The organism is Ensifer sp. R1-3, assembly GCF_056739175.1.
Genome location: NZ_CP096516.1, coordinates 1310303 through 1330548, shown reverse-complemented (window position 1 = coordinate 1330548; position 20246 = coordinate 1310303). Strand labels below are relative to the sequence as shown.

Sequence of the window (20246 nt, the reverse complement as noted above, 5' to 3'; positions counted from 1 at the left end):
CAAACGGATGCGGCGTGTTTTGGTTCCGACGCCTAGCTCCGGGTCGGCGGCCGCCGGCTGATAACGCTTGAGACCTTTTCCCGAAGCGTGTGATCGTCTTTATCGTGAGCGTGCTGCTGGAGGATCTCGGCCAGGCGTTTCAGCTCTTTCTCGTCCAGCCTTTCGATGCCTACATAACTGTTCTCAGCCGCGCTGGTGAGAATGAGCTCGTCGAGCTTCGCCTGAAGCGCCCGGCCGTCCCGGTTCTGCGTGTTCTGAAGGACGAAGACCATCAGGAAGGTGACGATCGTCGTGCCGGTATTCACGACGAGTTGCCAAGTCTGGGAAAAACCGAAGATCGGGCCTGTGAGGCCCCACACGGCTATCGATACAAGGGCGAGGACAAAGACGGCGGGGCGCCCGGAATATTCCGCCACCGTACTTGCAAACCTGCTGAAACCATTGGCCTTTGGCATCGGGTATCCCACGTTGTTGATCCGCTGATCAACACGCAAGCAGGCGAAGAGTTCCCATTCGACGCCAAGCTCCGTCGGCCGCGCAACGCTCCGTAGGCAGGTTGAATCGGTGCGCATGCGTGCGGGAAACGCATGCGGTTCTCCTCCCGCTCAATACGGGTCAGCTTACGATATTGACCTGCGCCTCTTTCGCGGCAGCGACGAAGGCCACCCGCGCGACATAAGCCGGGGATTCGCGTTCGAGCACCGCCATGCAGATGTCGATTGCCGCCTGGTAAGCCTGGCCGTGGCTCACCGGCCAGCGCTTCGTCAGCAACTCGACCGCCTGACGGGTGTTCGACACCATGTGGATCTGCGGATCATCGGGCATCCGCACGGGGACGCATTCATTCCAGGGGCCGGGGTCCATGACCTTCCTCCTGCATAGGCACGACCGTCAGAAAGGCCTCCCGCAAAGCGGCGATGAAGGCAGCCCGCGCGTCTTCCGGCCTCTTTCTGCGCTTGAGCGCCGCATTGCAGGCGCGTATGGCGCAGCCGTAATAGGCGCCGTCCCGCACCGGCCATTCGCTTTGCAGGCAGTGCATCGCGTCGAGCGGGCCGACAACCGTGCGGCACCTGCCGTCGAGCATGTTGATATTGACGGGCTTGCTCCATGGGATCTCGTACATCGTTCTTCCTCGCCCAATCCGAAGCCGCCAGCACGGCGCCTCCCGCGTCCCACTCCGAAACTCGATCGACCGCGTCTTTCGACGCGTTTGAACCTAAAATTGTCTTGGTCTAATGGCTGCGGATCGAAATATGTGCCTCTTCTGCTGCCTTTATAAAGGCCCTGCGGGCTCTTTCGGTCTTTACCTTGCCATCCAGAGCCTGAAGGCATACGCGCTTGGCTGCGGCCAGCGCCGGTCCATCCCGGCGCGGCCACCGCTGCAGCAGGCATTCTACGGCCTCGCGCGTGCTTTTCACGTCGCGATATTTGCCCTCGGTTCCCAGTTCCAATTCGACACTCTTATCCCACCAGAAACAATGCATGACGCCTAGCCTCGCGGGTTGTTGCCGGTTGGAAATGAAACTTGGGAGAAGGGCTTTTGGTTCCGCCGCAAGCAGGCGGCTGCCTCTTGACGCAAGGCGCGGCATCGCTAAGTAAGAGGCGTCCCGCTCTTGGACATCGGAATGCGGGATGAACATTGGTGCCGGGCCCCTCTGGCGAGAGTTTACGGCGCTCTCGTGATGTCGGTACCGCCAGCAAGTCACGCCGGCGGATATAGCTATCATGAAAACTGATCTCATGCCTCACGCATGTGCCCATACGGCTGTGCGTTTTTTTGTCTCCGGAAATCTCCCTTTCGCCAACGCTTCCACAGCGCGTGGAGGGGAGGTTCGCACATGACCGGATCCAGCGCACAGACAACCGCCCTCGGTTATTTCAAATGGGCGTTCATCGTTACGGCTGCCGGGCTTCTGCTTGGCGGATGGCTCGGCTGGCAGTCGACCGGCACCATCGGCGGAATGATGACGGTGTTCTTCATCTGCACCGTGCTTGCCGTTCTGGAAATCTCGTTGTCCTTTGACAACGCCATCGTCAATGCCAACAAGCTCAAGGACATGACTCCAGTCTGGCAGCAACGCTTCCTGACCTGGGGCATCCTCATCGCCGTTTTCGGCATGCGCATCGTCTTTCCGCTGCTGATCGTGGTCATCGCCGCGGGTATCGGTCCGATCGATGCCGTGATCCTCGCTGCGTCCCGGCCCGAGGAATATTCCCGGATCATGCACGAGGCGCATCTGCCGATCGCCGCATTCGGCGGTACGTTCCTGATGATGGTCGGTCTCACCTACTTCTTCGATCATGAGAAGGACGTGCACTGGATCGCATGGCTGGAGAGTCGGATGGCACGCTTTGCGACCATCAAGGGCGTCGAAATTGCCTTCGTGCTTGCGCTCATACTCGGCTTTTCGAGGCTGCTCGAAGCGGAAGAAGCCGTGGTCTTCGTTCATGCCTGCGTTTACGGCCTCCTCACCTTCCTGGCGGTCGAGGTGGTCGGCGGTCTGCTCGACGCCTCGCAGCAGACGATGAGCGCTGCGGCGAAGGGGGGCTTCGGGGCTTTCCTTTATCTGGAAGTGCTCGACGCCAGCTTCTCCTTCGACGGGGTCATCGGCGCTTTCGCTCTGACCCAGAACCTTTTCATCATCGCCATCGGGCTCGGCATCGGGGCGATGTATGTCCGCTCAATGACGATCATGCTGGTCGAGAAGGGCACGCTCAGTGAATACCGTTACCTGGAGCATGGTGCCTTCTACGCAATCCTGATCCTTTCCGTGGTCATGTACTTCCAGACGCTGATCCACATTCCCGAAGTCATTACCGGCCTCGGCGGGGCGGGCCTCATAGGTCTTTCGCTCTGGTCTTCGATCCGGCACAACAGGCGGGAAATGGAGCTGGTCGAGGACGACACGCGCGGGCGCAGACGCGTCGAGGTCTGAGCCAAACCCGGGTCCCTGGATCCATCCGGCCGAAAGGCCTCATCAGGACAAAGAACGACCCGGCGGAAATTCCGCCCGGGTCGTTCTTTTTCGTACGCCGCATTTTCTCCTGTCTTGCCGGAAAAGTGCCAAAGTCTTGGGCAATTGGGGCCGGCCCTGCCGGCCGCGTGCCCCTGCGCCGTCGGGCTGAAGAAATTATGCGGAGGAATGCTTGTGAACGCCAGTCCGAACGATCTTGCCCTGATTGCGGTAATGCGCCGGTATTTTTCGCTGAAGGAGGAGTCGAGCGCCTTGAAGGGGCGGCTTGAGGCCGCCCGCAGGAGCGCCGGCGACGACATAGACCGCTTCTATGATCCGCGCACGAATGCGACGCACGCGGACGACATCCTGGCATGGCATCGGCTCCGGCGGGAAATGGAGGAACTGATGAGCCTTGCCGCGACATGGGGAAGGGGCGGCAACATCGAGGGAAGCCCTCTGGCAGCGGCGGACGTGCCTGCGACTCCGACCGAGTCCGCCCCTCTGGCCGAGGCCGCTGCTTCGATGGAGTGATGGCGCCGACTGCCGGCGGCAAAGCGCGGGATTCGCAGTGCCCGGTAGTCAATTAAGCAAGTTTGGCGTACATCATTGTATTTCGGGGAACAACTCTTCCTTGCGAGCTTTTGACGTATGAGCCGACACGATCCAGACAGCGAGACAAAAAGCGTCGATGCGGATGACCGGTCTCCGGTGTTCGACGGCGGAGCAAGAGAGAAGGGGCCACATGCACCTGAAACCCTATAGCGAGACATCAGCCGGTGCCTGAGTTCATGGCTACATCCAAGGGCAGGAATGCCGATCCAGCCGCCGCGCTTCGCGATTGCCGGGCGGCCTTTATCGGCGTCGGCGTCGCCAGCGCGCTCGTCAATCTTCTCTATCTCACCGGTTCGTTCTTCATGCTCGAAGTCTACGATCGGATCCTGCCGAGCCGCAGCATTCCGTCGTTGATTGCGCTTTCTCTTCTCGCGCTGTTGCTTTATGCCTTTCAGGGAGCCTTCGAGCTCATCCGCGGGCGGATGCTGGTGCGCATCGCCGGCGCCCTCGATGAGAGCCTGAACGGACGCATTTACCGTGCCATCGTGAAGGCCCCGTTGAAGCTCAGAATGCAAGGAGACGGCCTCCAGGCGCTGCGCGACTTCGATCAGGTCCGGTCGTTCTTGTCGGGTGTCGGTCCGGCGGCGCTCTTCGACCTGCCCTGGCTACCTTTCTACATCGCGATTTGTTTTCTCTTTCACCCGGTCATCGGATTGATCGCGATCATCGGCGGGTTGATCCTGACGTTGCTCACCTATCTCACCAACCGCGGCACGCAGGCGCCTGCCAAGAAAGCGTCCGAAGCCGGAGGGCTGCGCAACGTCTTCGCTCAGGCCTCCCAGCGCAATGCCGAAGTAGTGCATGCCATGGGCATGTCCGCGCGGCTCACCGCGCTGTGGGAGCGCCGCAATACGGAGTTCCGCGACGAGAACCGGCGTACGTCCGACATCGGCAACGGCTACGGCGCGTTATCGAAGGTCTTCCGCATGGCGCTGCAATCCGGCGTTTTGGCGGCCGGCGCCGTTCTGGTGATCCGGGGCGAGGCTTCGCCCGGCATCATCATCGCCGGCTCGATCCTGACGGCCCGGGCTCTTGCACCCGTGGAACTTGCGATCGGCAACTGGCGCGGTCTTGTCGCCGCGCGTCAGAGCTGGCAGCGTCTCAAGGAATTGCTCAAAGCCCTGCCGGAAGCCGATGCGCCGCTCCAGCTTCCGGACCCGCACGAACGCCTTACGGTCGAGGGGCTGGCAAGCGGTCCGCCAGCGGCGCAGCGCCTCGTCGTGTCTGATGTGAACTTCACCGTTCGTGCAGGCGGCGCCGTCGGCGTGATCGGCCCGAGTGCCTCGGGAAAATCGTCTTTGGCGCGCGCCATCCTCGGCATCTGGCCCGCCTATCGCGGTTCCGTTCGGCTCGACGGCGCGGCGCTCGATCAGTGGGACAGCGACGCGCTCGGCAAACATGTCGGATACCTGCCGCAGGACGTGGAACTGTTCGCCGGCACGATCGCGCAGAACATCTGCCGCTTTGCCGAAGATGCGACATCGGAGGCGATCGTCGCCGCCGCCAAGGCGGCGCGTGTCAACGATCTGATCCTGCGCCTGCCGAACGGCTATGACACCGAAATCGGCGATGGCGGCATGACGCTGTCGGCCGGCCAGCGTCAACGGGTGGCTCTGGCGCGGGCCCTTTACGGCGACCCCTTCCTCGTCGTTCTCGACGAGCCGAATTCCAATCTCGATGCGGAGGGCGAGCAGGCGCTCAGCGAAGCGATCATGAGCGTGCGCAGCCGCGGCGGCATCGTCATCGTCGTCGCCCATCGGCCCAGTGCGCTTGCAAGCGTCGATCTCGTGCTGATGATGAACGAGGGCCGCATGCAGGCCTTCGGGCCGAAGGAGCAAGTTCTCGGCCAGGTGCTTCGCCCGCAACAGGTGGAGCGACAGAATGCCCTGAAAGTCGTTGCAGAGGGGCAGGAGGCGAAGCAATGAAAGGATGGCTCCAGCAGCATAAGCCGACTGCACGCCGGTCGCTCTCCCGCCATTTGATCGGCGTCTCGGTCCTTGCGCTTGCTCTCGTTGCCGGCGTCGGCGGCTGGGCCGCAACGACGGAGCTGTCGAGCGCCATCGTTGCCGGCGGTGTCGTGATCGTCGACGACAACGTCAAGAAAGTCCAGCATCTGACCGGCGGCATCGTCGGCGAACTCCTGGTCAAGGAGGGCGATCGCGTCGAGGCGGGCCAGGTGCTGATCCGCCTGGACGGTACGACTGTGCGCGCCAATCTGGCGATCATCGAAAGCACGCTGGCGCAGTTCTACGCCCGACGCGCCCGGCTGCAGGCCGAGCGGATCGGCGCCGCATCCTTCGAGATCGAAGAGGATCTTGCCGAGTTCATCCCCGGCACGGCGGCGGCGAAGCTCATAGAGGGCGAACAGCGGCTCTTTGCGAGCCGCCGGTCGGCGCTCTCGGGCATGAAGGGACAGCTCGATTCGAGAAAGGCGCAGCTCGCCGATGAGGTCGAGGGGCTCACGGTACAGTTGAACGCGATCGAGGAGGCGCTCAAGCTGATTGCGGAGGAACTGACCGGGGTCGATTCGCTGTTTGGCCAGGGGCTGGTGCCGATGCAGCGGGTCACGACGCTGAAACGCCAGCGGGCGGAACTGGAGGGTGGACGCGGCAGGCACATCGCCGCCCGGGCTCAGGCCCGCGGCAAGTCGAGCGAGATCGACCTGCAGATCCTGCAGCTGGACGAGGACCGGCGCAGCGAGATATCGAAGGAACTGACGGACGTCGAGGCGAAGATCGCCGAATATGAGGAGCGTCGCACCGCCGCGACCGACCAGCTGCGCCGCCTCGACATTACCGCACCGCTTTCCGGGCGCATTTACCAACTGGCGATCCATACGGTCAACGGCGTCATCAATCCGGGCGAAACGCTGATGCTTGTCGTGCCCGAGGCCGAGGACCTGACGGTCGAGGCGAAGGTAGCGACCCATGACATCGACCAGATCCGTGTCGGCCAGTCGGTCGAAATCCGCTTCAGCGCCTTCAACCAGCGCACCACGCCGGAGGTCGAAGCCGAAGTCGTGACCGTGGCTCCTGATCTCGTCACCGACGAGCGCACCGGCGCCAGCTACTACCCGCTGCGCATCCGGCCGAAAGCGGAGAGCCTCGCCAAGCTGAAGGGCCTTTCGCTCTATCCCGGCATGCCGGCCGAGGTGTTCATCAAGATCGCTGACCGGACGGTAATCTCCTATCTGACCAAACCCCTTACCGACCAGATGCGGCATGCCTTCCGGGAAGACTGAGGCTGGCGGGAGGGCGGTATTAGACGTTTCCCGGAACTCCCTAACGCTTTGAACTACGCACTTCCGGAGGAAAAACCGCTACACACGTTTCTGAAGTGCTCTAGAAGCGCCGGTGCGACTGCCTCAGCGAAAGCGGATAGCGGGTCGGATGATAGGCTGCCGCGCTGATATTCACGGTACGGTTGTGATTGTCATAGGCGATCTGATCGAGCGTCAGGACGGCCGCCGGCCGCTCGAGTTGGAGCAGGGACGCCTCGAGGTCGGATGCTAGCCTCGCGCTCAAGGTCGATTGTCCGCGCGTGGGTACGATGCCGTAGCGGTTCTCGAATTCGCCGTAAAGCGACCTGTTCTCGACCGTCCAGTCGATGTCGAGAATGCCGGGCGCGAGCGAGGCGGAGAACCAATCCCGCTGCACGACCACCGGTAGATCGTCGAGAAGGCGCAGCCTCTCCAAAAAGACCACTTCGGCGCCGGTCGGCAGCGAAAGCGGTCTTGCGACCTCCGTATCGGCCCGGACAATCTCCGCCTTGAGGAGCCGCATGCCGGGCTTGCGATTGTTTGCATGGGCCGTCTGGGTAAAGCTGCGAACGACTTCCAGTTCGTAAAACGGGGCGGGCGCGGTCACGTAGATGCCCTTTCCGGGCCGCGTCTGCAGGTAGCCGAGATTTTCGAGTTCCTTGATCGCCTGGCGCACGGTGATGCGGCTGACGCCGTAGGCGGCCACCAGTTCCCGCTCGGAAGGGAGCTTATCGTTCACTGCCAGCTCGCGCCGCTCGATCATGCCTCTCAGAAGGTTTCGCAGCTGTGCGTAAAGCGCATCCGGATGGTTGCGATCGATCGGGCTTTCGTCCGGTAGGTTTGCTTGTCGTGCCATGCTCTCTTGTTTCAGCCGCCGGTTTCCGGATGTTCGTTTGCATTGCACCCTGCCCGACCGAAGACAAGGGCCAAGCCGCTTTCGGATCGCCGGCAGGCGCCGCTGGCTACGCCGGCGATCGGCAGTGGAAACCGGGAAAACGGCTCGGTCTCGAATTGACATAACTGGTTATATCCAGTAGCGATACCACGATCGGAACGGCGGAGTAAAGAATGAAACTGACCTTGATCGGCGGCGGCGGAGTCCGCACACCCCTTTTTGTCGGTTCGGCGCTCAGGCGCGCGGAGAGAAGCGGCCTGACCGAGATCTGCCTGCAGGACATCAACGAGCGCAAACTCGAGCTTTTCGGCTGTATAAGCCAGGAACTGGCGCGGCGCATGCAGTCCCCGGTCCGGATCACCATGGCGGCGGACGCCGAACGCGCGCTCGACGGCGCGCGCTATGTCGTCACGACGGTTCGCCCCGGCAACGAGGATGGGCGTATCAAGGACGAGCGCATTGCGCTTGCTCATGGGGTGCTTGGTCAGGAAACCACCGGTCCGGGCGGCTTTGCGATGGCGCTTCGCAGCATTCCGGTCATCCTGAAATATGCCGAGATCCTGAAGAAGGTCAGTCCCGATGCGTGGCTGTTCAACTTCACCAATCCGGCGGGACTCGTGACTCAGGCCCTGCAGAACGAAGGCTATCATCGCACCGTCGGCATCTGTGATGGGGCGAACGGTGCGCAGGAGGCGCTGGCGCACTGGCACAAGGTGCAGCAAAACGACGTGCGCTGCGAGGTCTATGGGCTCAATCATCTGTCCTTTACAAGGCGCGCGACGATTGACGGCAAGGAAGTCCTTCAGCCTCTGCTCGATGACGACGGCTTTCTTCGCTCCACCTCGCAGCGCATGTTCGATGCGAGCCTCATCAGAAGCCAGCGCAACTGGATCAACGAATATCTCTACTATTACTATTATGCGGAGAAGGCGGTCGAAGCGCTCAAGGCCGATGCGCGCACGCGCGGCGAGGAGGTCAAGGACCTGAACGCAGCGCTGATCACCCGGCTTAGCGTGATGGATTTGAATGCCGACGCGGAGGCGGCGCTCGCCGCCTATTACGCCTACGAGCGGCGTCGCAACGCCACCTATATGCATTATGCGCTGACGGACGCCCCCAGCATGGAAGAGGCCGACCGGCTGGTCGAAGGCCTTGCCGCCGCGCAGACGGGAGAGGAGGGCGAGGGCTATGCCGGCGTCGCGCTCAATCTGGTCGATGCGCTTGAGACCGGCAAACCCTGCTACACCGGTCTCAACGTCCGCAACGAAGGCGCCATCGAAGGCTTGCGGGACGACGATGTCGTCGAGGTGAGCTGCGTGGTCGATGGGGAAGGTATCCGGCCGCTGAAGATTGGTGCGATGCCGGAAGCGCAGTCGCAGATCGTCCACAATGTGAAGCGCTACGAACGGCTGGCCGTGCGGGCCATCAGGGAACGCAGCCGCGATCTTGCGGTCCAGGCGCTCATGGCTCACCCTCTTGTGCTTTCCTATTCGCGCGCCGTGCCACTGGTCGATGAATATCTGGCGGCACACGCGGAATTCGCAGGGGAATGGTCGTGAACGGCCCCGGCCCCGGTTCGCGCCATGACGTGATGGTGGTCGGAGAATACTACTTCGACCTGATCTTCCGTGGCCTCCCGGAGGTGCCGAAGATCAGCGCCGATCTCTGGGCGGAGGAATTCGAGTGGGTGCCGGGTGCGGCCTATTCGACGGCGCTGGCATTCGCGCGGCTTGGAACGAGTGCCGGCTGGTGGTGCCAGTTCGGCAACGATATCTTCAGTCGCATGATCCTCGAGGAAGCCCGCCGCGAGAATATCGACGATCGCCTCTTCATCCATCTCGACAGGCCGCTGCGCCGCGTGAGTGCAGCCTTTTCTTTCGTGCATGACCGCGGCTTCATCAGCTATGCCGAAGAGCCGGATCCCTTGCCGACGCCGGAGGATCTGGCGCGGATCAGGCCGCGCATACTGCTTCTGCAGGGGTTCTCGCTCGACGCTGAAAGACGGCGGCTGATCGAGGCCGCGCGCGAACTCGGGATCACCGTATGTTCCGACTGCCAGCATGTCGACTATCGTCTCTCGACGCCCGGAATGGAGGAGATGCTGGGACTGATCGACGTCTTTCTGCCGAACGCATCGGAAGCGAAGGCGCTGACGGGCGAGGAGGAAGTGGAGCGTGCGCTATCGTCGATCGCCCGCTTCTGCCCGACCGTCGTGGTTAAGTGCGGAGCGGATGGAGCAATTGCTTTCTCCAAGGGCCGGACGACCCGTGTGCCGGCGCTTGCCGTCGAGGTCTTCGATACCACGGGCGCAGGCGACTGTTTCAACGCCGGCTTCGTTCACGGGCTTCTGACCGAGCCCGACATCGGCGGCGCGATCGAGCTCGGCGTGATCTGCGGCTCGCTGGCGGTGACGGGATATGGCGGCCGCAACCTGCCTTTCAAAGTGGATCTGACGAAATATCGGCGGCGGGAGGCCGCGATATAGCTTGCGTTCACAAGAGAACAAATGAGGGAACGAACATGAAGCATATGTTGAAAACACTCGCAGGCATGACCGTTTTTGCCGTCGCATCGGCCTTTCCGGCAAAGGCGGACACCGTGTCGATGTTCTGTTCGGCGACCGACTACGAACTGTGCGAGAAGGCCGTCCAGAAATGGACGAAAGACACCGGGCACGAGGTGAAGCTCAACCGGATGCCGCAGAACCTCGACGACGCCATTCCGATCTATCAGCAATTGTTCGCGGCCCAGTCGTCCGACATGGACGTCCTCTATATCGACGTCATCTGGCTCGGCATGTTCAAGGATCATCTCCTCGATCTGACCTCTCTCGTACCCGAGAACGAGGTGACGGCGCATTTCGCCTCTGCCGCGGATGCGGCGCGCCTCGACGGCAAGCTCCTGTCGATGCCCTTCTACATCGATACGGGCCTCATGTTCTATCGCAAGGACCTTCTGGAGAAATACGGCAAGCAGCCGCCGAAGACCTGGGACGAGCTGACGGCGACAGCCAAGGAGATCCAGGACGCGGAGCGCAAGGCCGGCAGCCCGGACATCTGGGGCTATTCCTGGCAGGGCAGGAGCTATGAAGGCCTGACCTGCGATGCTCTGGAGTGGATCGCTTCCGCTGGCGGCGGCACCATTCTTTCCGGCGACGGTGAGGTGACGATCAACAATCCGCAGACGGAGGCGGCGCTCACCCGTGCCCGCGGCTGGATCGGTACGATCTCGCCCGAGGGGGTCTTGAACTATGACGAGGAAAACTCACGCGCCCTCTTCGAGAGCGGTAATGCCGTATTCCACCGCAACTGGCCCTATGTCTGGGGAACGTCGCAGGCGGAGGGTGGCAAGCTCGTTGGTAAGGTCGGAGTGAGCGCGCTTCCCGTCGGCGCGGAAGGGCAGAAGTCGAGCGGCGCGCTCGGCACGGCCTATCTCGGCGTCTCAAAATATTCCAAGAAGCCGGAGCTTGCAGCGGAGCTGCTGCGCTATATGGTCGGCGCGGAAGACCAGAAGATGCGTGCGATCGAAGGCGGCTACAATCCGACCGTCGAGGCGCTCTACGAGGACGCCGATGTGCTGGCGAAGATCCCGTTCCTCGGCATGGCGAAGACCGCCTTCGAGGAATCGGTCGCACGTCCGTCGGCTGCGACAGGCAAGAACTATAACCGTGTTTCCCGCACCTTCTACCGGGCCGTTCACGACATCATCTCCGGCAAGGACGATGTCGCCAAGGAGCTCGCCGACCTCGAGCGCCGCCTCGAGCGAGACGTGAAGGCGAAATGACGAGAGCTGCGCCCTCGGCCGGGCCGGGGGCGCCTCATCGAACCGGCTGCGTTGGACGCGCTGCCGCGAAAGGCCTGGAAGGGAATGGAATGGCTTCGGTCTCCCTGAAGAATGTCAGCAAGACCTTCGGCACCTATGACGTGATCCGCTCCATCGATCTCGAGATCGAGGACGGGGAGTTCGTCGTCTTCGTCGGCCCATCCGGTTGCGGAAAGTCGACGCTTCTGCGACTGATCGCCGGCCTCGTGCCGGTTTCCGGTGGCGACGTGTTTATCGGCGGCGACCAGGTGACGGACGTGCCGGCGTCCAAACGTGGACTTGCCTTCGTCTTCCAGTCATACGCGCTCTACCCGCATATGAATGTGGCGCGAAACATCGGCTTTGCGTTGGAAACGGCGCGGCTCGGCAAGGATGAAATCCGTCGCCGTGTCGCCAGGGTCGCGGACATGCTGAAGATAGGTCACCTGCTCGAGCGTCGGCCGCGCCAGCTTTCCGGCGGTCAGCGGCAACGCGTGGCGATCGGCCGTGCGCTGGTCGGCCAACCGGAAGTCTTCCTCTTCGACGAGCCGCTTTCCAATCTCGACGCGGACCTGCGCATGGAAATGCGCTTCGAGATCGCCAAGCTGCACGCCGACGTCAAGACGACGATGATCTATGTCACCCACGACCAGACGGAAGCGATGACGCTCGCCGACCGGATCGTCATTCTCAACCACGGGCAGATCGAGCAGGTGGGGCGGCCGCGCGAGCTTTACGACCGGCCGGAAAATCGCTTCGTTGCCGGCTTCCTCGGCAGCCCTAGAATGAATTTCGCCCCGCTCGAAGCGACCGGCCCCGCCGCCGCGGTTCTGAGGGGAGCCGGCGGCTTCGCCTACGCCGCAGAGTACGTCCCGGCCGAAGGAAGGCCTGCGGAAATCGGCTTGCGGCCGGAGGCTTTGAAGCTTGTCGGTGCCGAAACGAAAGGTGCGATCCGCGGAACCTTCGAGCGCATGGAGGACCTCGGCTATGAATATGTCTGCTATGTGCGGCTCACCGAGACGCTGGTCTGGACGGTTCGTTCGACGGGAAGTCCGCCGCAAATAGCCCCCGGGGAACCCGTCGGCCTGAGCTGGCAACCGGAAAGTCTCTACCTCTTCGGAGAGGGTGGCCGGCGCATCGATCACGGCGCGAGCGTTCCATTGGTCCTCGGAGCCTCGTCGTGAACGCCGCCCGCCGGATGGAGCGGCAGCAACGCCGCACCGCATGGATATTCCTGCTCCCGTTGCTGCTGACGCTGGTGGCCGTGGCGATATGGCCGCTTGCCCGCAGCATTTTCTTCTCCTTCACCGACGCTTATCTCGACGCCCCTTCGGACTACGGATTCGTGGGTATCGAGAACTTCGTGGAAGTCGCCGAAGATCCGGTGTTCTGGGGCGCGGTCAGGAACACGCTCGTCTTTACGCTCGTATCCGTCGCGTTGGAGACGCTTCTCGGACTTGCGATCGCCTTGCTCCTGCACCGCGCTTTTCTCGGCCGCGGCATCGTGCGGGCGGCGATCCTCATTCCCTGGGCGATGCCGATGGTCGTCTCGGCCCGGATCTGGGAATGGATGCTCAACGATCAGTTCGGCCTGATCAACAAGCTCCTGGTCGCGTTGGGACTCGTCGAAAAGGGCGTCGCATGGACAGCCGATCCTTCGCTGATCCTCGGGACGGTGATCTTCATCGATGTCTGGGTGACGACGCCGTTCATGGTGCTCCTCATTCTCGCCGGCCTGCAACTGATCCCCGAGGAAATCTACGAGGCAGCCGACGTTTCCGGCGTGCCGCAGTGGAAACGCTTCTGGTCCATAACCTTGCCGCTCGCGACGCCGGCGATCGGTGTCGCGATACTCTTCCGCACGCTCGACGCGCTCCGCATGTTCGATCTGAGCTACGTGCTTGCGGCCAACAACGAAAACACGATGACGATGTCGATCTATGCGCGCGACCAGATCATCAGCTTTCAGGACCTCGGCCTTGGAGCCGCTGCTTCCACCTGGGTGTTCATGATCATCGGACTGATCGCTATCGTCATCGTCGGGCTTTTGCGCCTCGATCGGGCGACAGGCTGAGGGGGCTATCGATGACGGTGAGCGCAGTCACCACGAGGCGCTATTCGAACGCGACTTACCGGACCTTGCGCCGCGTAAAGACGGCCGGACTCTATGCCGGCGTGGCGGCCGTCCTCGTCTACATGCTGTTTCCCTATTATTGGGCGATCGTCTCCTCGACCAAGACGGGGCAGGCGCTTTACCAGTTCACTCTGCTGCCGGCGCTCGATTTCAGCAACTACAGGCAATTGTTCGACAATGCGGTATTCATGGGCGCGCTCGTCAATTCCGGCGTGGTCGCGCTTGTCAGTACGGCGGTCTCCCTCGTCATCGGCATTCTTGCGGCTTACGCGCTCGGCCGCCTGCATTTCCCGCCGGGCCGCATCGTTCTGATCGCCGTTCTCATGATCTCGGTCTTTCCGCAAGTGGTGGTGCTTTCGGGAATGTTCGAGGTGATCGGATGGCTCGGGCTCTACAATCGGCCGTCGGCGCTGATCGTCTCCTATCTCATTCTCACTTTGCCCTTCACGACATGGATCCTGACGAGCTTCATCCGTGACCTGCCGAACGAATTGGAGGAGGCGGCGCTCATCGACGGCTGTTCGCGCCTGCGCATCCTCACCCACGTGCTGCTGCCGCTGATGGGGCCTGCGATTGCCAGCACCGGTCTGCTGTCGTTCATCCTTGCATGGAACGAATTCCTCTTTGCGCTCACCTTCATCCTGACCGACGAGAACCGGACGGTTCCGGTAGCGATCGGCCTTCTGACAGGCAGCAGCCGCTATGAATATCCGTTTGGCCAGATCATGGCCGCGTCCGTCACGGTGACGCTGCCGCTGCTCGTTCTCGTCCTGATCTTCCAGCGCAAGATCGTCGCGGGGTTGACGTCCGGCGCCGTCAAGGGGTGACGACCGCCGCCGCGGGCAACGTCATGCGCCAAATTTGGCATGATCTATTTTCGTGATTGGACTTCCCGACCGGTTGGAGTCACGCTGATCAGGCCTACGAGGTGGAAATTGGGGGGCCAACTATCGTTAGAGTAGGAGGTCGCAATGAAGCACCAAGCAATCGAGCAGTTACAGGGCGTCGCCGAGGTCAAGCAGGACCTGCCGCGACGGACGTTATCGCGCAAGGAGCGCCTTGAGCGTTGGGCGGAGCTCCTGGAACGGGATCCTCACAGACGCCTTTCGACGCTGCACGAGACAGAGTATCAGCCAGCGAGAGTCCGCGCGGCCATGCGCGGTGACGGTTCGCCGATCTCCGTCGCCTTCGAGGATCCGGTCCTCCGGACCGCCGGGATGGAGAACGACAGCTACGGTGAAGCCAGGCGGTTCTTCGAGCTGAGCGACGAGCAATTACATAAGGTCATCTGCTATTGCCATTTCGGCGCGACGGTCAGCGCATCGACGGCCGCCCGCCACATCCGCGCAATGCTTGTAGAGAAACAGCCAGGCCTGTTTGCTCGGTTGCGCCAGATGTTCGTCGGCTAGGCAGGCGACGGCATATCGGAGGGTCGTGATCGAAGGCGGCCGCCGGAGGAGGCGGGCTGCAGTGCGAAGGCTCATCGCGCTCGCACTGTGGTGCTCCCATCGCCTCCGGCTGGCGGATTGCCGTCGATGCGCGGCGTCGTCGTCTTAGGATCGCAACTCGATCTCAAGGCTTTCGTCGCGTGCAACGCGCCCTCATGTCTGCGATTTTCGCTTCGTGCTCCAAATTCCACTATGTTAAGTGGATCGACGCGGCGCCGGATGGCGACGCGCCGTGTCGGCCGGGATGACGAACGGAAACACTATGGCTCAAAGAGCAGGCAACGCGGATCTCCCGCTGCATGGCGGCCGCGTACCGCGATGGCTCGGCGACCGTATGACGCGCCTCGGCGCGCTGGTCACCGAAGCGGTCGTTCATCACTACGGACGCGACGAGTTTTTAAGGCGGCTTGCGCATCCGTTCTGGTTCCAGTCCTTCGGTGCCGTCATGGGCATGGACTGGCATTCCTCCGGTATCACCACGAGCGTCATCGGTGCATTGAAACGCGGTCTGACCCCGCTTGCCGGCGAGCTGGGCATTCATGTCTGCGGCGGCCGCGGCCAGCACTCCCGCAAGACGCCGGGCGAACTCATATCGATTGGCGATCGCGTAGGTTTCGATGGCGGCGCATTGGCAGAAGCGAGCCGCCTCGTCGCCAAGGTCGATAGTGCCGCCGTTCAGGACGGCTTCGATCTCTACCTGCACGGTTTCATCGTCACGGACGATGCCAGGTGGGTGGTCGTCCAGCAGGGCATGAACGGCGACCGCCGGCAGGCGAGGCGCTATCACTGGCTCTCGGAGGGCCTGACAAGCTTCGTCGACGCGCCGCATAGCGCGATCGAAGGCAGAGAACAGGGCGAGATCGTCAATCTTGCCGACCGCCGCGCCGCCGCCTCGCGGACTGCGCAGCTCGATCTCCTCCAGTCCCTCGGGCCCGACGGGCTCCTGCGCGAGGTCGCCCGGATCGAGTCCCGTGGGGCTCCTGTGGCCGCGCCGGCACAGCCGATGCTGCCGCATCTCTTCATGCCCGCCCATCACGACGTGCGCGAAAGCGACGTCAATCTCCGGCGCCTTCACGGCAACTTCGCCGCCGCCGCCGACCGTGGTCCGGAGGATTTCAAGGACCTGCTGCTGGTGCCAGGCGTCGGCGCGCGGACGGTCAAGGCGCTGGCGATGGTCGCGGAGGTGGTCCACGGGACGCCGTGCAGGTTCTCGGACCCCGCCCGCTTTTCGCTCGCCCATGGCGGCAAGGACCGCCATCCGTTCCCGGTGCCGTTGAAAGTCTATGACGAGACGATCAGGATCATGAAATCAGCGGTCAGCAAGGGCCGCCTCGGGCGCGAGGAAGAGCTTGCGGCGCTGAAGCGGCTCGACGAGCAGTCGCGCCGGCTGGAGCGCTACGTCACGGGCCCCGACCTCAAGGAGATCGTCGCGGGCGAATTCAGGGACTCCGCGCGTTTCGGCGGGCGCAGCATATTCGGCTTGGAACCGCACGACGACGAGGCAACCGCGGCGGAGCCAAGCAACCGCACGCGGCGCTGAGGCGGAACAATAAGCAGCGCGATCGATTTACACAGCTAGGGCGCGATGAGGGCACACCGCGTTCCCTGCCGCTGAAGATGGCGCTTCGAGGCGCCGCCGGCATGCCAGTTCATGGAGTTTCCGATGACCGCTGCGATGACTACGATCGACCACGACACAATCCGCAATTGGATAGAAGCCCGCAAAGGACAGCCGGCGCGCGTGAAGGGCGCGACCGAAGACGGTGGTGGTCTCCTTCGCGTTGATTTCGGCAAACCGGAAGACACGCTGGAGAAAATTTCCTGGGACGAGTTCTTCAAGATCTTCGATGAGGAGAACCTGGCTTTCCTCCATCAGGACATGACTGACGACGGGCAACCCAGCCGCTTCTGTAAATTCATTCACCGGCACTGAACCGAAGAAGGAACTGGGAGAAGGAAGCGGAAGAGCACTTGAGGCCGGAAACGCCTTTACGGCGGAAAGGATCTCGCGATGCTTACGATCAAAAAACCGGAGCCCGCGACGGAGCGCGAAGGGCGCCCTGTCCCTCCCGCAAACGCCCCCAAGCCGGCATCTGCAAAGATCAGGAGGCCTGCGACGGACGATTGCGAACGCCTCGATGACCCGAATTCGCTTTTCTGGCGCGGCGTGTGGATGACCGTGTTTTAGATCGAGCAAACTAGAGCGGGATGAGGAAAAGTGTGTGCGGTTTTCCGCCCGCATCCCGCTCTAACCTATTGGAATCGATCACGTTCATGTTTTTAGGTCGACCTGACCTAAAAACATCGTGATCTAGGCGGCGCTGCCGCCAAGCGTCCGCTCGATCTCTTCGAGACGCGCCGTCAGGCGCTTGATCGCGTCGCGCTTTTCGGCAACCACGTCTCTCGCTGTTTCGAGCCTGTCGGCTCCGGGCACGGTGCCCACGGCCGTGTGGGTCTCGGTTGCGATGGCGTCGATTTCGGCTTGAAGCCGGGCGATTCGCTCGCGCAGTTCGTCGAGTTGGTTTCCGACCCCTGGCGCGCTCTTCCGATCTCGCTCCCATGCGTCGATCGGCTCGTCGACGCTTGGGGGATCGAGCGGGCGCGCATCAGCCCCCGGGCGCGGTTCTCCATGCTTGTTCGTGCTCATGACTGACCTCCCGTAAGCGTCATCAACTCTGAAGCGACGTCTATGTTCCGCCGGCGGCCCTTACCCGTCGCAGCAATCGGCGGGCTTCATGGAACTTCCCGCGACGGCCGCCGTTTTCCTCTCGCCACCTGGGAGGGTTCCATGCATTCCGAAGACTACCTCGAACTTCACTACGATCTGCTGAGCCACAGGGCACTCCTGTCGTGTGGCCGTAAGGCATATGTGCTGCCGGACATCTACGAGACCAAGGAAATGGCACAGGTCGCGGCCCAGAAATTCGCATGGGAGAAGCTGGGACTGAAAGAGCGGGCAGCGGGCTGCCGCACGGCCGCCGATCTCCCCGTCTGGCTGCGCTGACGATTGCGGCGAGCGATCAGAGGCCCTGTCCTTCGCCGAGACCGCGCTCCGCATGCATGGCGGACTGCCAGACCGTGACCGCAGGTCCCTCTGCGCCGAGAACGGGGTCAAGGCTCGGCAGCGGGACCGAGACGATCGCCTTAAGGTCATCCGTGGTCGCAGCGCCGCTCTGAATCCCGGCGTCCTGACCCGGCGGATAGCCGCCGACGACCAGGAAATCCACGCTTGCCTCGTTCCGGCGATGGCCCGTACCCGCGGGGAGGAGGATGACGTCGCCGGCTGCGACCTCGATCTCCTGACCGTCCGGCCCTCCGATCATAAGCCGTGCCCGGCCTTCCGCGATCCCGAGAACCTCGTGCGCACCGCAATGGTAATGGTGATGGGCAAAGACGCCGTCGCGCCACAGGCCGCCAACCATTGGCCCGGAAGCGTTCCTCTATCCGTGTGGCTCCATTTTCCGTAACGTCGATCGCTTGACGATAGACCAGCACCGGCAGGCGCGGGTTGTTCGGTACGCCGCCGCTTTCCGCGAACATGAGCTCTTCGATTTTCATTGGTATTCTCCTCGGCGCAGGATGTTCTGTTTCCCTGCCGAACCGGAACGAATTCCGCGGCTGTATGTTTCCTTCAATCGTGCTCAGAAAAGACTTCGGCCGCGAACCAAGATTGATTCTGGCAAAGAAGGGGACCTTTCATGCCATACAAGCTCTATTACTGGGACGGCATTCCCGGCCGCGGTGAATTCGTGCGCCTTGCGCTGGAGGAGGCCGGCGCGGATTACGTCGACATTGCCCGCCAGCCGGGCGGAACGAATGAGATGCTGAAGCTGATGAAGATGCCCGGTGGAGCCGCCGCTCCCTTCGCTCCCCCGTTCCTCGTCGATGGCGACCTCGTCATAAGCCACGTCGCCAACATACTTTTTTATCTCGGGCCGAGGCTCGGCCTTGTTGCCGAGGACGAGGGGCTTCGAACCTTCACCAATGGCCTGCAGTTGACGATCACCGATTTCATCGCGGAGATTCACGACACGCACCATCCGATCGCCGTGTCGCTCTATTATGAGGACCAGAAGCCTGAAGCGCTGAGGCGGTCGGCCGATTTCCTCTCCGAGCGCCTGCCGAAGTTTCTCGGCTATTTCGAACGCGTGCTCACACAGAATCCCAGCGGCCCGGAACATATGGTCGGGGACCGGCTGAGCTACGTCGATCTTTCGCTTTTCCAGGTGGTCGAAGGACTTCGCTATGCCTTTCCCAAGGCGATGGATGCCTATGAGACAAACATTCCCGGACTGGTCGCCTTGCACGATGCCGTTCGTGAACGGCCGAGAATTCTGAGCTACATGGCCTCGGAGCGGCGGCTTGCCTTCAACGAATCCTGCGTCTTCCGCCACTATCCGGAACTCGACCGGCAGTCCTGACCGGTCAACCGATGCGAGCGGCCACCTTGGCGAGATCGCCGACAAACCGGGCGCGTTCCGCTTCGGGGTCGGATCTCCCTCGAATTCTCAGAAGATAGGAGGGGTGGATAGTCACGAGCACGGAGAAGCCCCCGGGGGCCGTCAGAAGTTCGCCGCGGTTTCTGGTGACACCCACGCTTCGCCCGAGCAGGGACATCAGCGCCGTTGCCCCGAGCGCGACGACGATTTCGGGGCGGAGCTCATCGAGTTCGGCGCCGAGCCACCAGGCGCAGGCCTGAATCTCACCGGCATTCGGCCGCGAATGCAGCCGGCGCTTGCCGCGCTGTTCGAATTTGAAGTGTTTGACGGCATTGGTGAGATAGCATTCCGACCGGTCGATGCCGGCTTCGTGCAGGCACTCGTCCAGGATGCGCCCGGCGGGTCCGACGAACGGGCGCCCGGCAAGGTCCTCGCGGTCGCCGGGCTGTTCGCCGACGAGCACGACACGGGCATCGACCGGGCCCTCGCCGAAGACCAGTTGCGTGGCGTCCTTGTAGAGGTCGCAGCGCTCGCACCTCTCCGCCTGCCGCCGCAGAGAGGCAATCGTCGTTGCCTCGGCGTGTTCGCCGGCAAGGGCCGGGCCAAGTTTCGCAGGCTGTTTCGGCATCGTTCCTCAAGACTCTCCCCCGTCATTCTCGCCGCGATGTCTAACCGTGAGGCTCAAGGCATGTTCCACTGTC

22 protein-coding genes and 1 pseudogene are annotated in these 20246 nt (G+C 62.5%); 15 read left to right on the top strand and 8 right to left on the bottom strand.

Translation table 11 applies throughout. From position 1 onward, the window contains the following. Window positions 1-32: 32 nt before the first annotated feature. The 4 genes from M1D43_RS23410 to M1D43_RS23395 form a co-directional block, all read right to left on the bottom strand. Entirely contained in the window at window positions 33-455 is a 423-nt protein-coding gene (locus tag M1D43_RS23410) for a low affinity iron permease family protein (RefSeq protein ID WP_026029654.1), read from the bottom strand. Window positions 456-615: 160 nt separating this feature from the next. Continuing rightward, on the bottom strand, window positions 616-864 hold the full coding sequence (locus tag M1D43_RS23405) for a DUF982 domain-containing protein (RefSeq protein WP_010976116.1): 249 nt from the start codon (window positions 862-864) through the stop codon (window positions 616-618). After that, window positions 842-1123: a DUF982 domain-containing protein gene (locus M1D43_RS23400; RefSeq protein ID WP_010976115.1), complete on the bottom strand. Its 282-nt coding sequence runs from the start codon at window positions 1121-1123 to the stop codon at window positions 842-844. Before M1D43_RS23400 ends, M1D43_RS23405 begins: the two co-directional genes overlap by 23 nt. 109 nt (window positions 1124-1232) lie before the next feature. After that, window positions 1233-1484 carry a DUF982 domain-containing protein gene (locus M1D43_RS23395; RefSeq protein ID WP_013850417.1) on the bottom strand — a complete coding sequence of 84 codons (252 nt, stop codon included), beginning with the start codon at window positions 1482-1484 and terminating at the stop codon, window positions 1233-1235. A 354-nt stretch (window positions 1485-1838) separates the two neighbouring features. Here M1D43_RS23395 and M1D43_RS23390 point away from each other — a divergent pair, with 354 nt between their 5' ends. The 4 genes from M1D43_RS23390 to M1D43_RS23375 all read left to right on the top strand — a co-directional run bounded on the left by M1D43_RS23390 (window position 1839) and on the right by M1D43_RS23375 (window position 6810). Beyond that, window positions 1839-2936 carry a DUF475 domain-containing protein gene (locus M1D43_RS23390; RefSeq protein WP_014527829.1) on the top strand — a complete coding sequence of 366 codons (1098 nt, stop codon included), beginning with the start codon at window positions 1839-1841 and terminating at the stop codon, window positions 2934-2936. 207 nt (window positions 2937-3143) lie between these two features. Continuing rightward, window positions 3144-3488, top strand: a complete 345-nt coding sequence (locus tag M1D43_RS23385) for a hypothetical protein (RefSeq protein ID WP_017264966.1) — start codon at window positions 3144-3146, stop codon at window positions 3486-3488. 257 nt (window positions 3489-3745) lie between these two features. Beyond that, window positions 3746-5494: a type I secretion system permease/ATPase gene (locus M1D43_RS23380; RefSeq protein WP_014527831.1), complete on the top strand. Its 1749-nt coding sequence runs from the start codon at window positions 3746-3748 to the stop codon at window positions 5492-5494. After that, the gene (locus M1D43_RS23375; RefSeq protein WP_014527832.1) at window positions 5491-6810 is read left to right on the top strand and encodes an HlyD family type I secretion periplasmic adaptor subunit; all 1320 of its coding nucleotides are present in this window, start codon (window positions 5491-5493) and stop codon (window positions 6808-6810) included. The genes M1D43_RS23380 and M1D43_RS23375 overlap by 4 nt, the downstream gene beginning before the upstream one ends. 100 nt (window positions 6811-6910) lie before the next feature. Here M1D43_RS23375 and M1D43_RS23370 read toward each other — a convergent pair whose 3' ends face one another. Beyond that, entirely contained in the window at window positions 6911-7684 is a 774-nt protein-coding gene (locus M1D43_RS23370) for a GntR family transcriptional regulator (protein ID WP_010976109.1), read from the bottom strand. A gap of 212 nt (window positions 7685-7896) precedes the next feature. Between M1D43_RS23370 and M1D43_RS23365 the strand changes: the two genes are divergently transcribed. The 9 genes from M1D43_RS23365 to M1D43_RS23325 all read left to right on the top strand — a co-directional run bounded on the left by M1D43_RS23365 (window position 7897) and on the right by M1D43_RS23325 (window position 17039). Next, the gene (locus M1D43_RS23365) at window positions 7897-9282 is read left to right on the top strand and encodes a 6-phospho-beta-glucosidase (protein ID WP_127603451.1); all 1386 of its coding nucleotides are present in this window, start codon (window positions 7897-7899) and stop codon (window positions 9280-9282) included. Continuing rightward, the gene (locus M1D43_RS23360; RefSeq protein WP_014527834.1) at window positions 9273-10208 is read left to right on the top strand and encodes a carbohydrate kinase family protein; all 936 of its coding nucleotides are present in this window, start codon (window positions 9273-9275) and stop codon (window positions 10206-10208) included. The genes M1D43_RS23365 and M1D43_RS23360 overlap by 10 nt, the downstream gene beginning before the upstream one ends. 35 nt (window positions 10209-10243) lie before the next feature. Then, a complete protein-coding gene (locus M1D43_RS23355; RefSeq protein ID WP_014527835.1) occupies window positions 10244-11506 on the top strand; it encodes an ABC transporter substrate-binding protein in 1263 nt (420 codons plus the stop codon). A gap of 89 nt (window positions 11507-11595) precedes the next feature. After that, window positions 11596-12708, top strand: a complete 1113-nt coding sequence (locus M1D43_RS23350) for an ABC transporter ATP-binding protein (protein WP_088196489.1) — start codon at window positions 11596-11598, stop codon at window positions 12706-12708. Beyond that, complete coding sequence (locus tag M1D43_RS23345; RefSeq protein WP_014527837.1) at window positions 12705-13598, top strand: carbohydrate ABC transporter permease; 894 nt, start codon at window positions 12705-12707, stop codon at window positions 13596-13598. Before M1D43_RS23350 ends, M1D43_RS23345 begins: the two co-directional genes overlap by 4 nt. 11 nt (window positions 13599-13609) lie before the next feature. Continuing rightward, entirely contained in the window at window positions 13610-14485 is an 876-nt protein-coding gene (locus M1D43_RS23340) for a carbohydrate ABC transporter permease (protein WP_014527838.1), read from the top strand. A gap of 144 nt (window positions 14486-14629) precedes the next feature. Then, window positions 14630-15067 carry a hypothetical protein gene (locus M1D43_RS23335; RefSeq protein ID WP_003526251.1) on the top strand — a complete coding sequence of 146 codons (438 nt, stop codon included), beginning with the start codon at window positions 14630-14632 and terminating at the stop codon, window positions 15065-15067. Between the two features lie 301 nt (window positions 15068-15368). Further along, the gene (locus tag M1D43_RS23330; protein ID WP_014527839.1) at window positions 15369-16646 is read left to right on the top strand and encodes a DUF763 domain-containing protein; all 1278 of its coding nucleotides are present in this window, start codon (window positions 15369-15371) and stop codon (window positions 16644-16646) included. A 123-nt stretch (window positions 16647-16769) separates the two neighbouring features. Further along, the gene (locus tag M1D43_RS23325; protein ID WP_013850427.1) at window positions 16770-17039 is read left to right on the top strand and encodes a hypothetical protein; all 270 of its coding nucleotides are present in this window, start codon (window positions 16770-16772) and stop codon (window positions 17037-17039) included. A 378-nt stretch (window positions 17040-17417) separates the two neighbouring features. Here M1D43_RS23325 and M1D43_RS23320 read toward each other — a convergent pair whose 3' ends face one another. Further along, window positions 17418-17753 carry a hypothetical protein gene (locus tag M1D43_RS23320; protein ID WP_014527841.1) on the bottom strand — a complete coding sequence of 112 codons (336 nt, stop codon included), beginning with the start codon at window positions 17751-17753 and terminating at the stop codon, window positions 17418-17420. A 141-nt stretch (window positions 17754-17894) separates the two neighbouring features. Between M1D43_RS23320 and M1D43_RS23315 the strand changes: the two genes are divergently transcribed. Continuing rightward, window positions 17895-18110 (top strand): hypothetical protein, encoded by a 216-nt coding sequence (locus M1D43_RS23315; RefSeq protein WP_014527842.1) that lies wholly within the window; start codon window positions 17895-17897, stop codon window positions 18108-18110. A 16-nt stretch (window positions 18111-18126) separates the two neighbouring features. On the opposite strand, the pseudogene M1D43_RS23310 reads toward M1D43_RS23315, so the two are convergent. Continuing rightward, a pseudogene (locus tag M1D43_RS23310) lies at window positions 18127-18664 on the bottom strand (cupin domain-containing protein). 140 nt (window positions 18665-18804) lie between these two features. On the opposite strand from M1D43_RS23310, the gene M1D43_RS23305 reads away from it, so the two are divergent. Continuing rightward, window positions 18805-19527 carry a glutathione S-transferase gene (locus M1D43_RS23305; protein WP_014527844.1) on the top strand — a complete coding sequence of 241 codons (723 nt, stop codon included), beginning with the start codon at window positions 18805-18807 and terminating at the stop codon, window positions 19525-19527. A gap of 4 nt (window positions 19528-19531) precedes the next feature. Here the strand turns inward: M1D43_RS23305 and M1D43_RS23300 are convergent, their stop codons facing one another. Beyond that, window positions 19532-20173 carry a UdgX family uracil-DNA binding protein gene (locus tag M1D43_RS23300; RefSeq protein ID WP_014527845.1) on the bottom strand — a complete coding sequence of 214 codons (642 nt, stop codon included), beginning with the start codon at window positions 20171-20173 and terminating at the stop codon, window positions 19532-19534. Between the last annotated feature and the right edge of the window lie 73 nt (window positions 20174-20246).

What these genes read in the sequence shown, in the direction of transcription:
- M1D43_RS23410 (WP_026029654.1), bottom strand. Translation starts at nt 455, where the DNA reads ATGCCAAAGGCCAATGGTTTCAGCAGGTTTGCAAGTACGGTGGCGGAA.
- M1D43_RS23405 (WP_010976116.1), bottom strand. Translation starts at nt 864, where the DNA reads ATGGACCCCGGCCCCTGGAATGAATGCGTCCCCGTGCGGATGCCCGAT.
- M1D43_RS23400 (WP_010976115.1), bottom strand. Translation starts at nt 1,123, where the DNA reads ATGTACGAGATCCCATGGAGCAAGCCCGTCAATATCAACATGCTCGAC.
- M1D43_RS23395 (WP_013850417.1), bottom strand. Translation starts at nt 1,484, where the DNA reads ATGCATTGTTTCTGGTGGGATAAGAGTGTCGAATTGGAACTGGGAACC.
- M1D43_RS23390 (WP_014527829.1), top strand. Translation starts at nt 1,839, where the DNA reads ATGACCGGATCCAGCGCACAGACAACCGCCCTCGGTTATTTCAAATGG.
- M1D43_RS23385 (WP_017264966.1), top strand. Translation starts at nt 3,144, where the DNA reads ATGCTTGTGAACGCCAGTCCGAACGATCTTGCCCTGATTGCGGTAATG.
- M1D43_RS23380 (WP_014527831.1), top strand. Translation starts at nt 3,746, where the DNA reads ATGGCTACATCCAAGGGCAGGAATGCCGATCCAGCCGCCGCGCTTCGC.
- M1D43_RS23375 (WP_014527832.1), top strand. Translation starts at nt 5,491, where the DNA reads ATGAAAGGATGGCTCCAGCAGCATAAGCCGACTGCACGCCGGTCGCTC.
- M1D43_RS23370 (WP_010976109.1), bottom strand. Translation starts at nt 7,684, where the DNA reads ATGGCACGACAAGCAAACCTACCGGACGAAAGCCCGATCGATCGCAAC.
- M1D43_RS23365 (WP_127603451.1), top strand. Translation starts at nt 7,897, where the DNA reads ATGAAACTGACCTTGATCGGCGGCGGCGGAGTCCGCACACCCCTTTTT.
- M1D43_RS23360 (WP_014527834.1), top strand. Translation starts at nt 9,273, where the DNA reads ATGGTCGTGAACGGCCCCGGCCCCGGTTCGCGCCATGACGTGATGGTG.
- M1D43_RS23355 (WP_014527835.1), top strand. Translation starts at nt 10,244, where the DNA reads ATGAAGCATATGTTGAAAACACTCGCAGGCATGACCGTTTTTGCCGTC.
- M1D43_RS23350 (WP_088196489.1), top strand. Translation starts at nt 11,596, where the DNA reads ATGGCTTCGGTCTCCCTGAAGAATGTCAGCAAGACCTTCGGCACCTAT.
- M1D43_RS23340 (WP_014527838.1), top strand. Translation starts at nt 13,610, where the DNA reads ATGACGGTGAGCGCAGTCACCACGAGGCGCTATTCGAACGCGACTTAC.
- M1D43_RS23335 (WP_003526251.1), top strand. Translation starts at nt 14,630, where the DNA reads ATGAAGCACCAAGCAATCGAGCAGTTACAGGGCGTCGCCGAGGTCAAG.
- M1D43_RS23330 (WP_014527839.1), top strand. Translation starts at nt 15,369, where the DNA reads ATGGCTCAAAGAGCAGGCAACGCGGATCTCCCGCTGCATGGCGGCCGC.
- M1D43_RS23325 (WP_013850427.1), top strand. Translation starts at nt 16,770, where the DNA reads ATGACCGCTGCGATGACTACGATCGACCACGACACAATCCGCAATTGG.
- M1D43_RS23320 (WP_014527841.1), bottom strand. Translation starts at nt 17,753, where the DNA reads ATGAGCACGAACAAGCATGGAGAACCGCGCCCGGGGGCTGATGCGCGC.
- M1D43_RS23315 (WP_014527842.1), top strand. Translation starts at nt 17,895, where the DNA reads ATGCATTCCGAAGACTACCTCGAACTTCACTACGATCTGCTGAGCCAC.
- M1D43_RS23305 (WP_014527844.1), top strand. Translation starts at nt 18,805, where the DNA reads ATGCCATACAAGCTCTATTACTGGGACGGCATTCCCGGCCGCGGTGAA.
- M1D43_RS23300 (WP_014527845.1), bottom strand. Translation starts at nt 20,173, where the DNA reads ATGCCGAAACAGCCTGCGAAACTTGGCCCGGCCCTTGCCGGCGAACAC.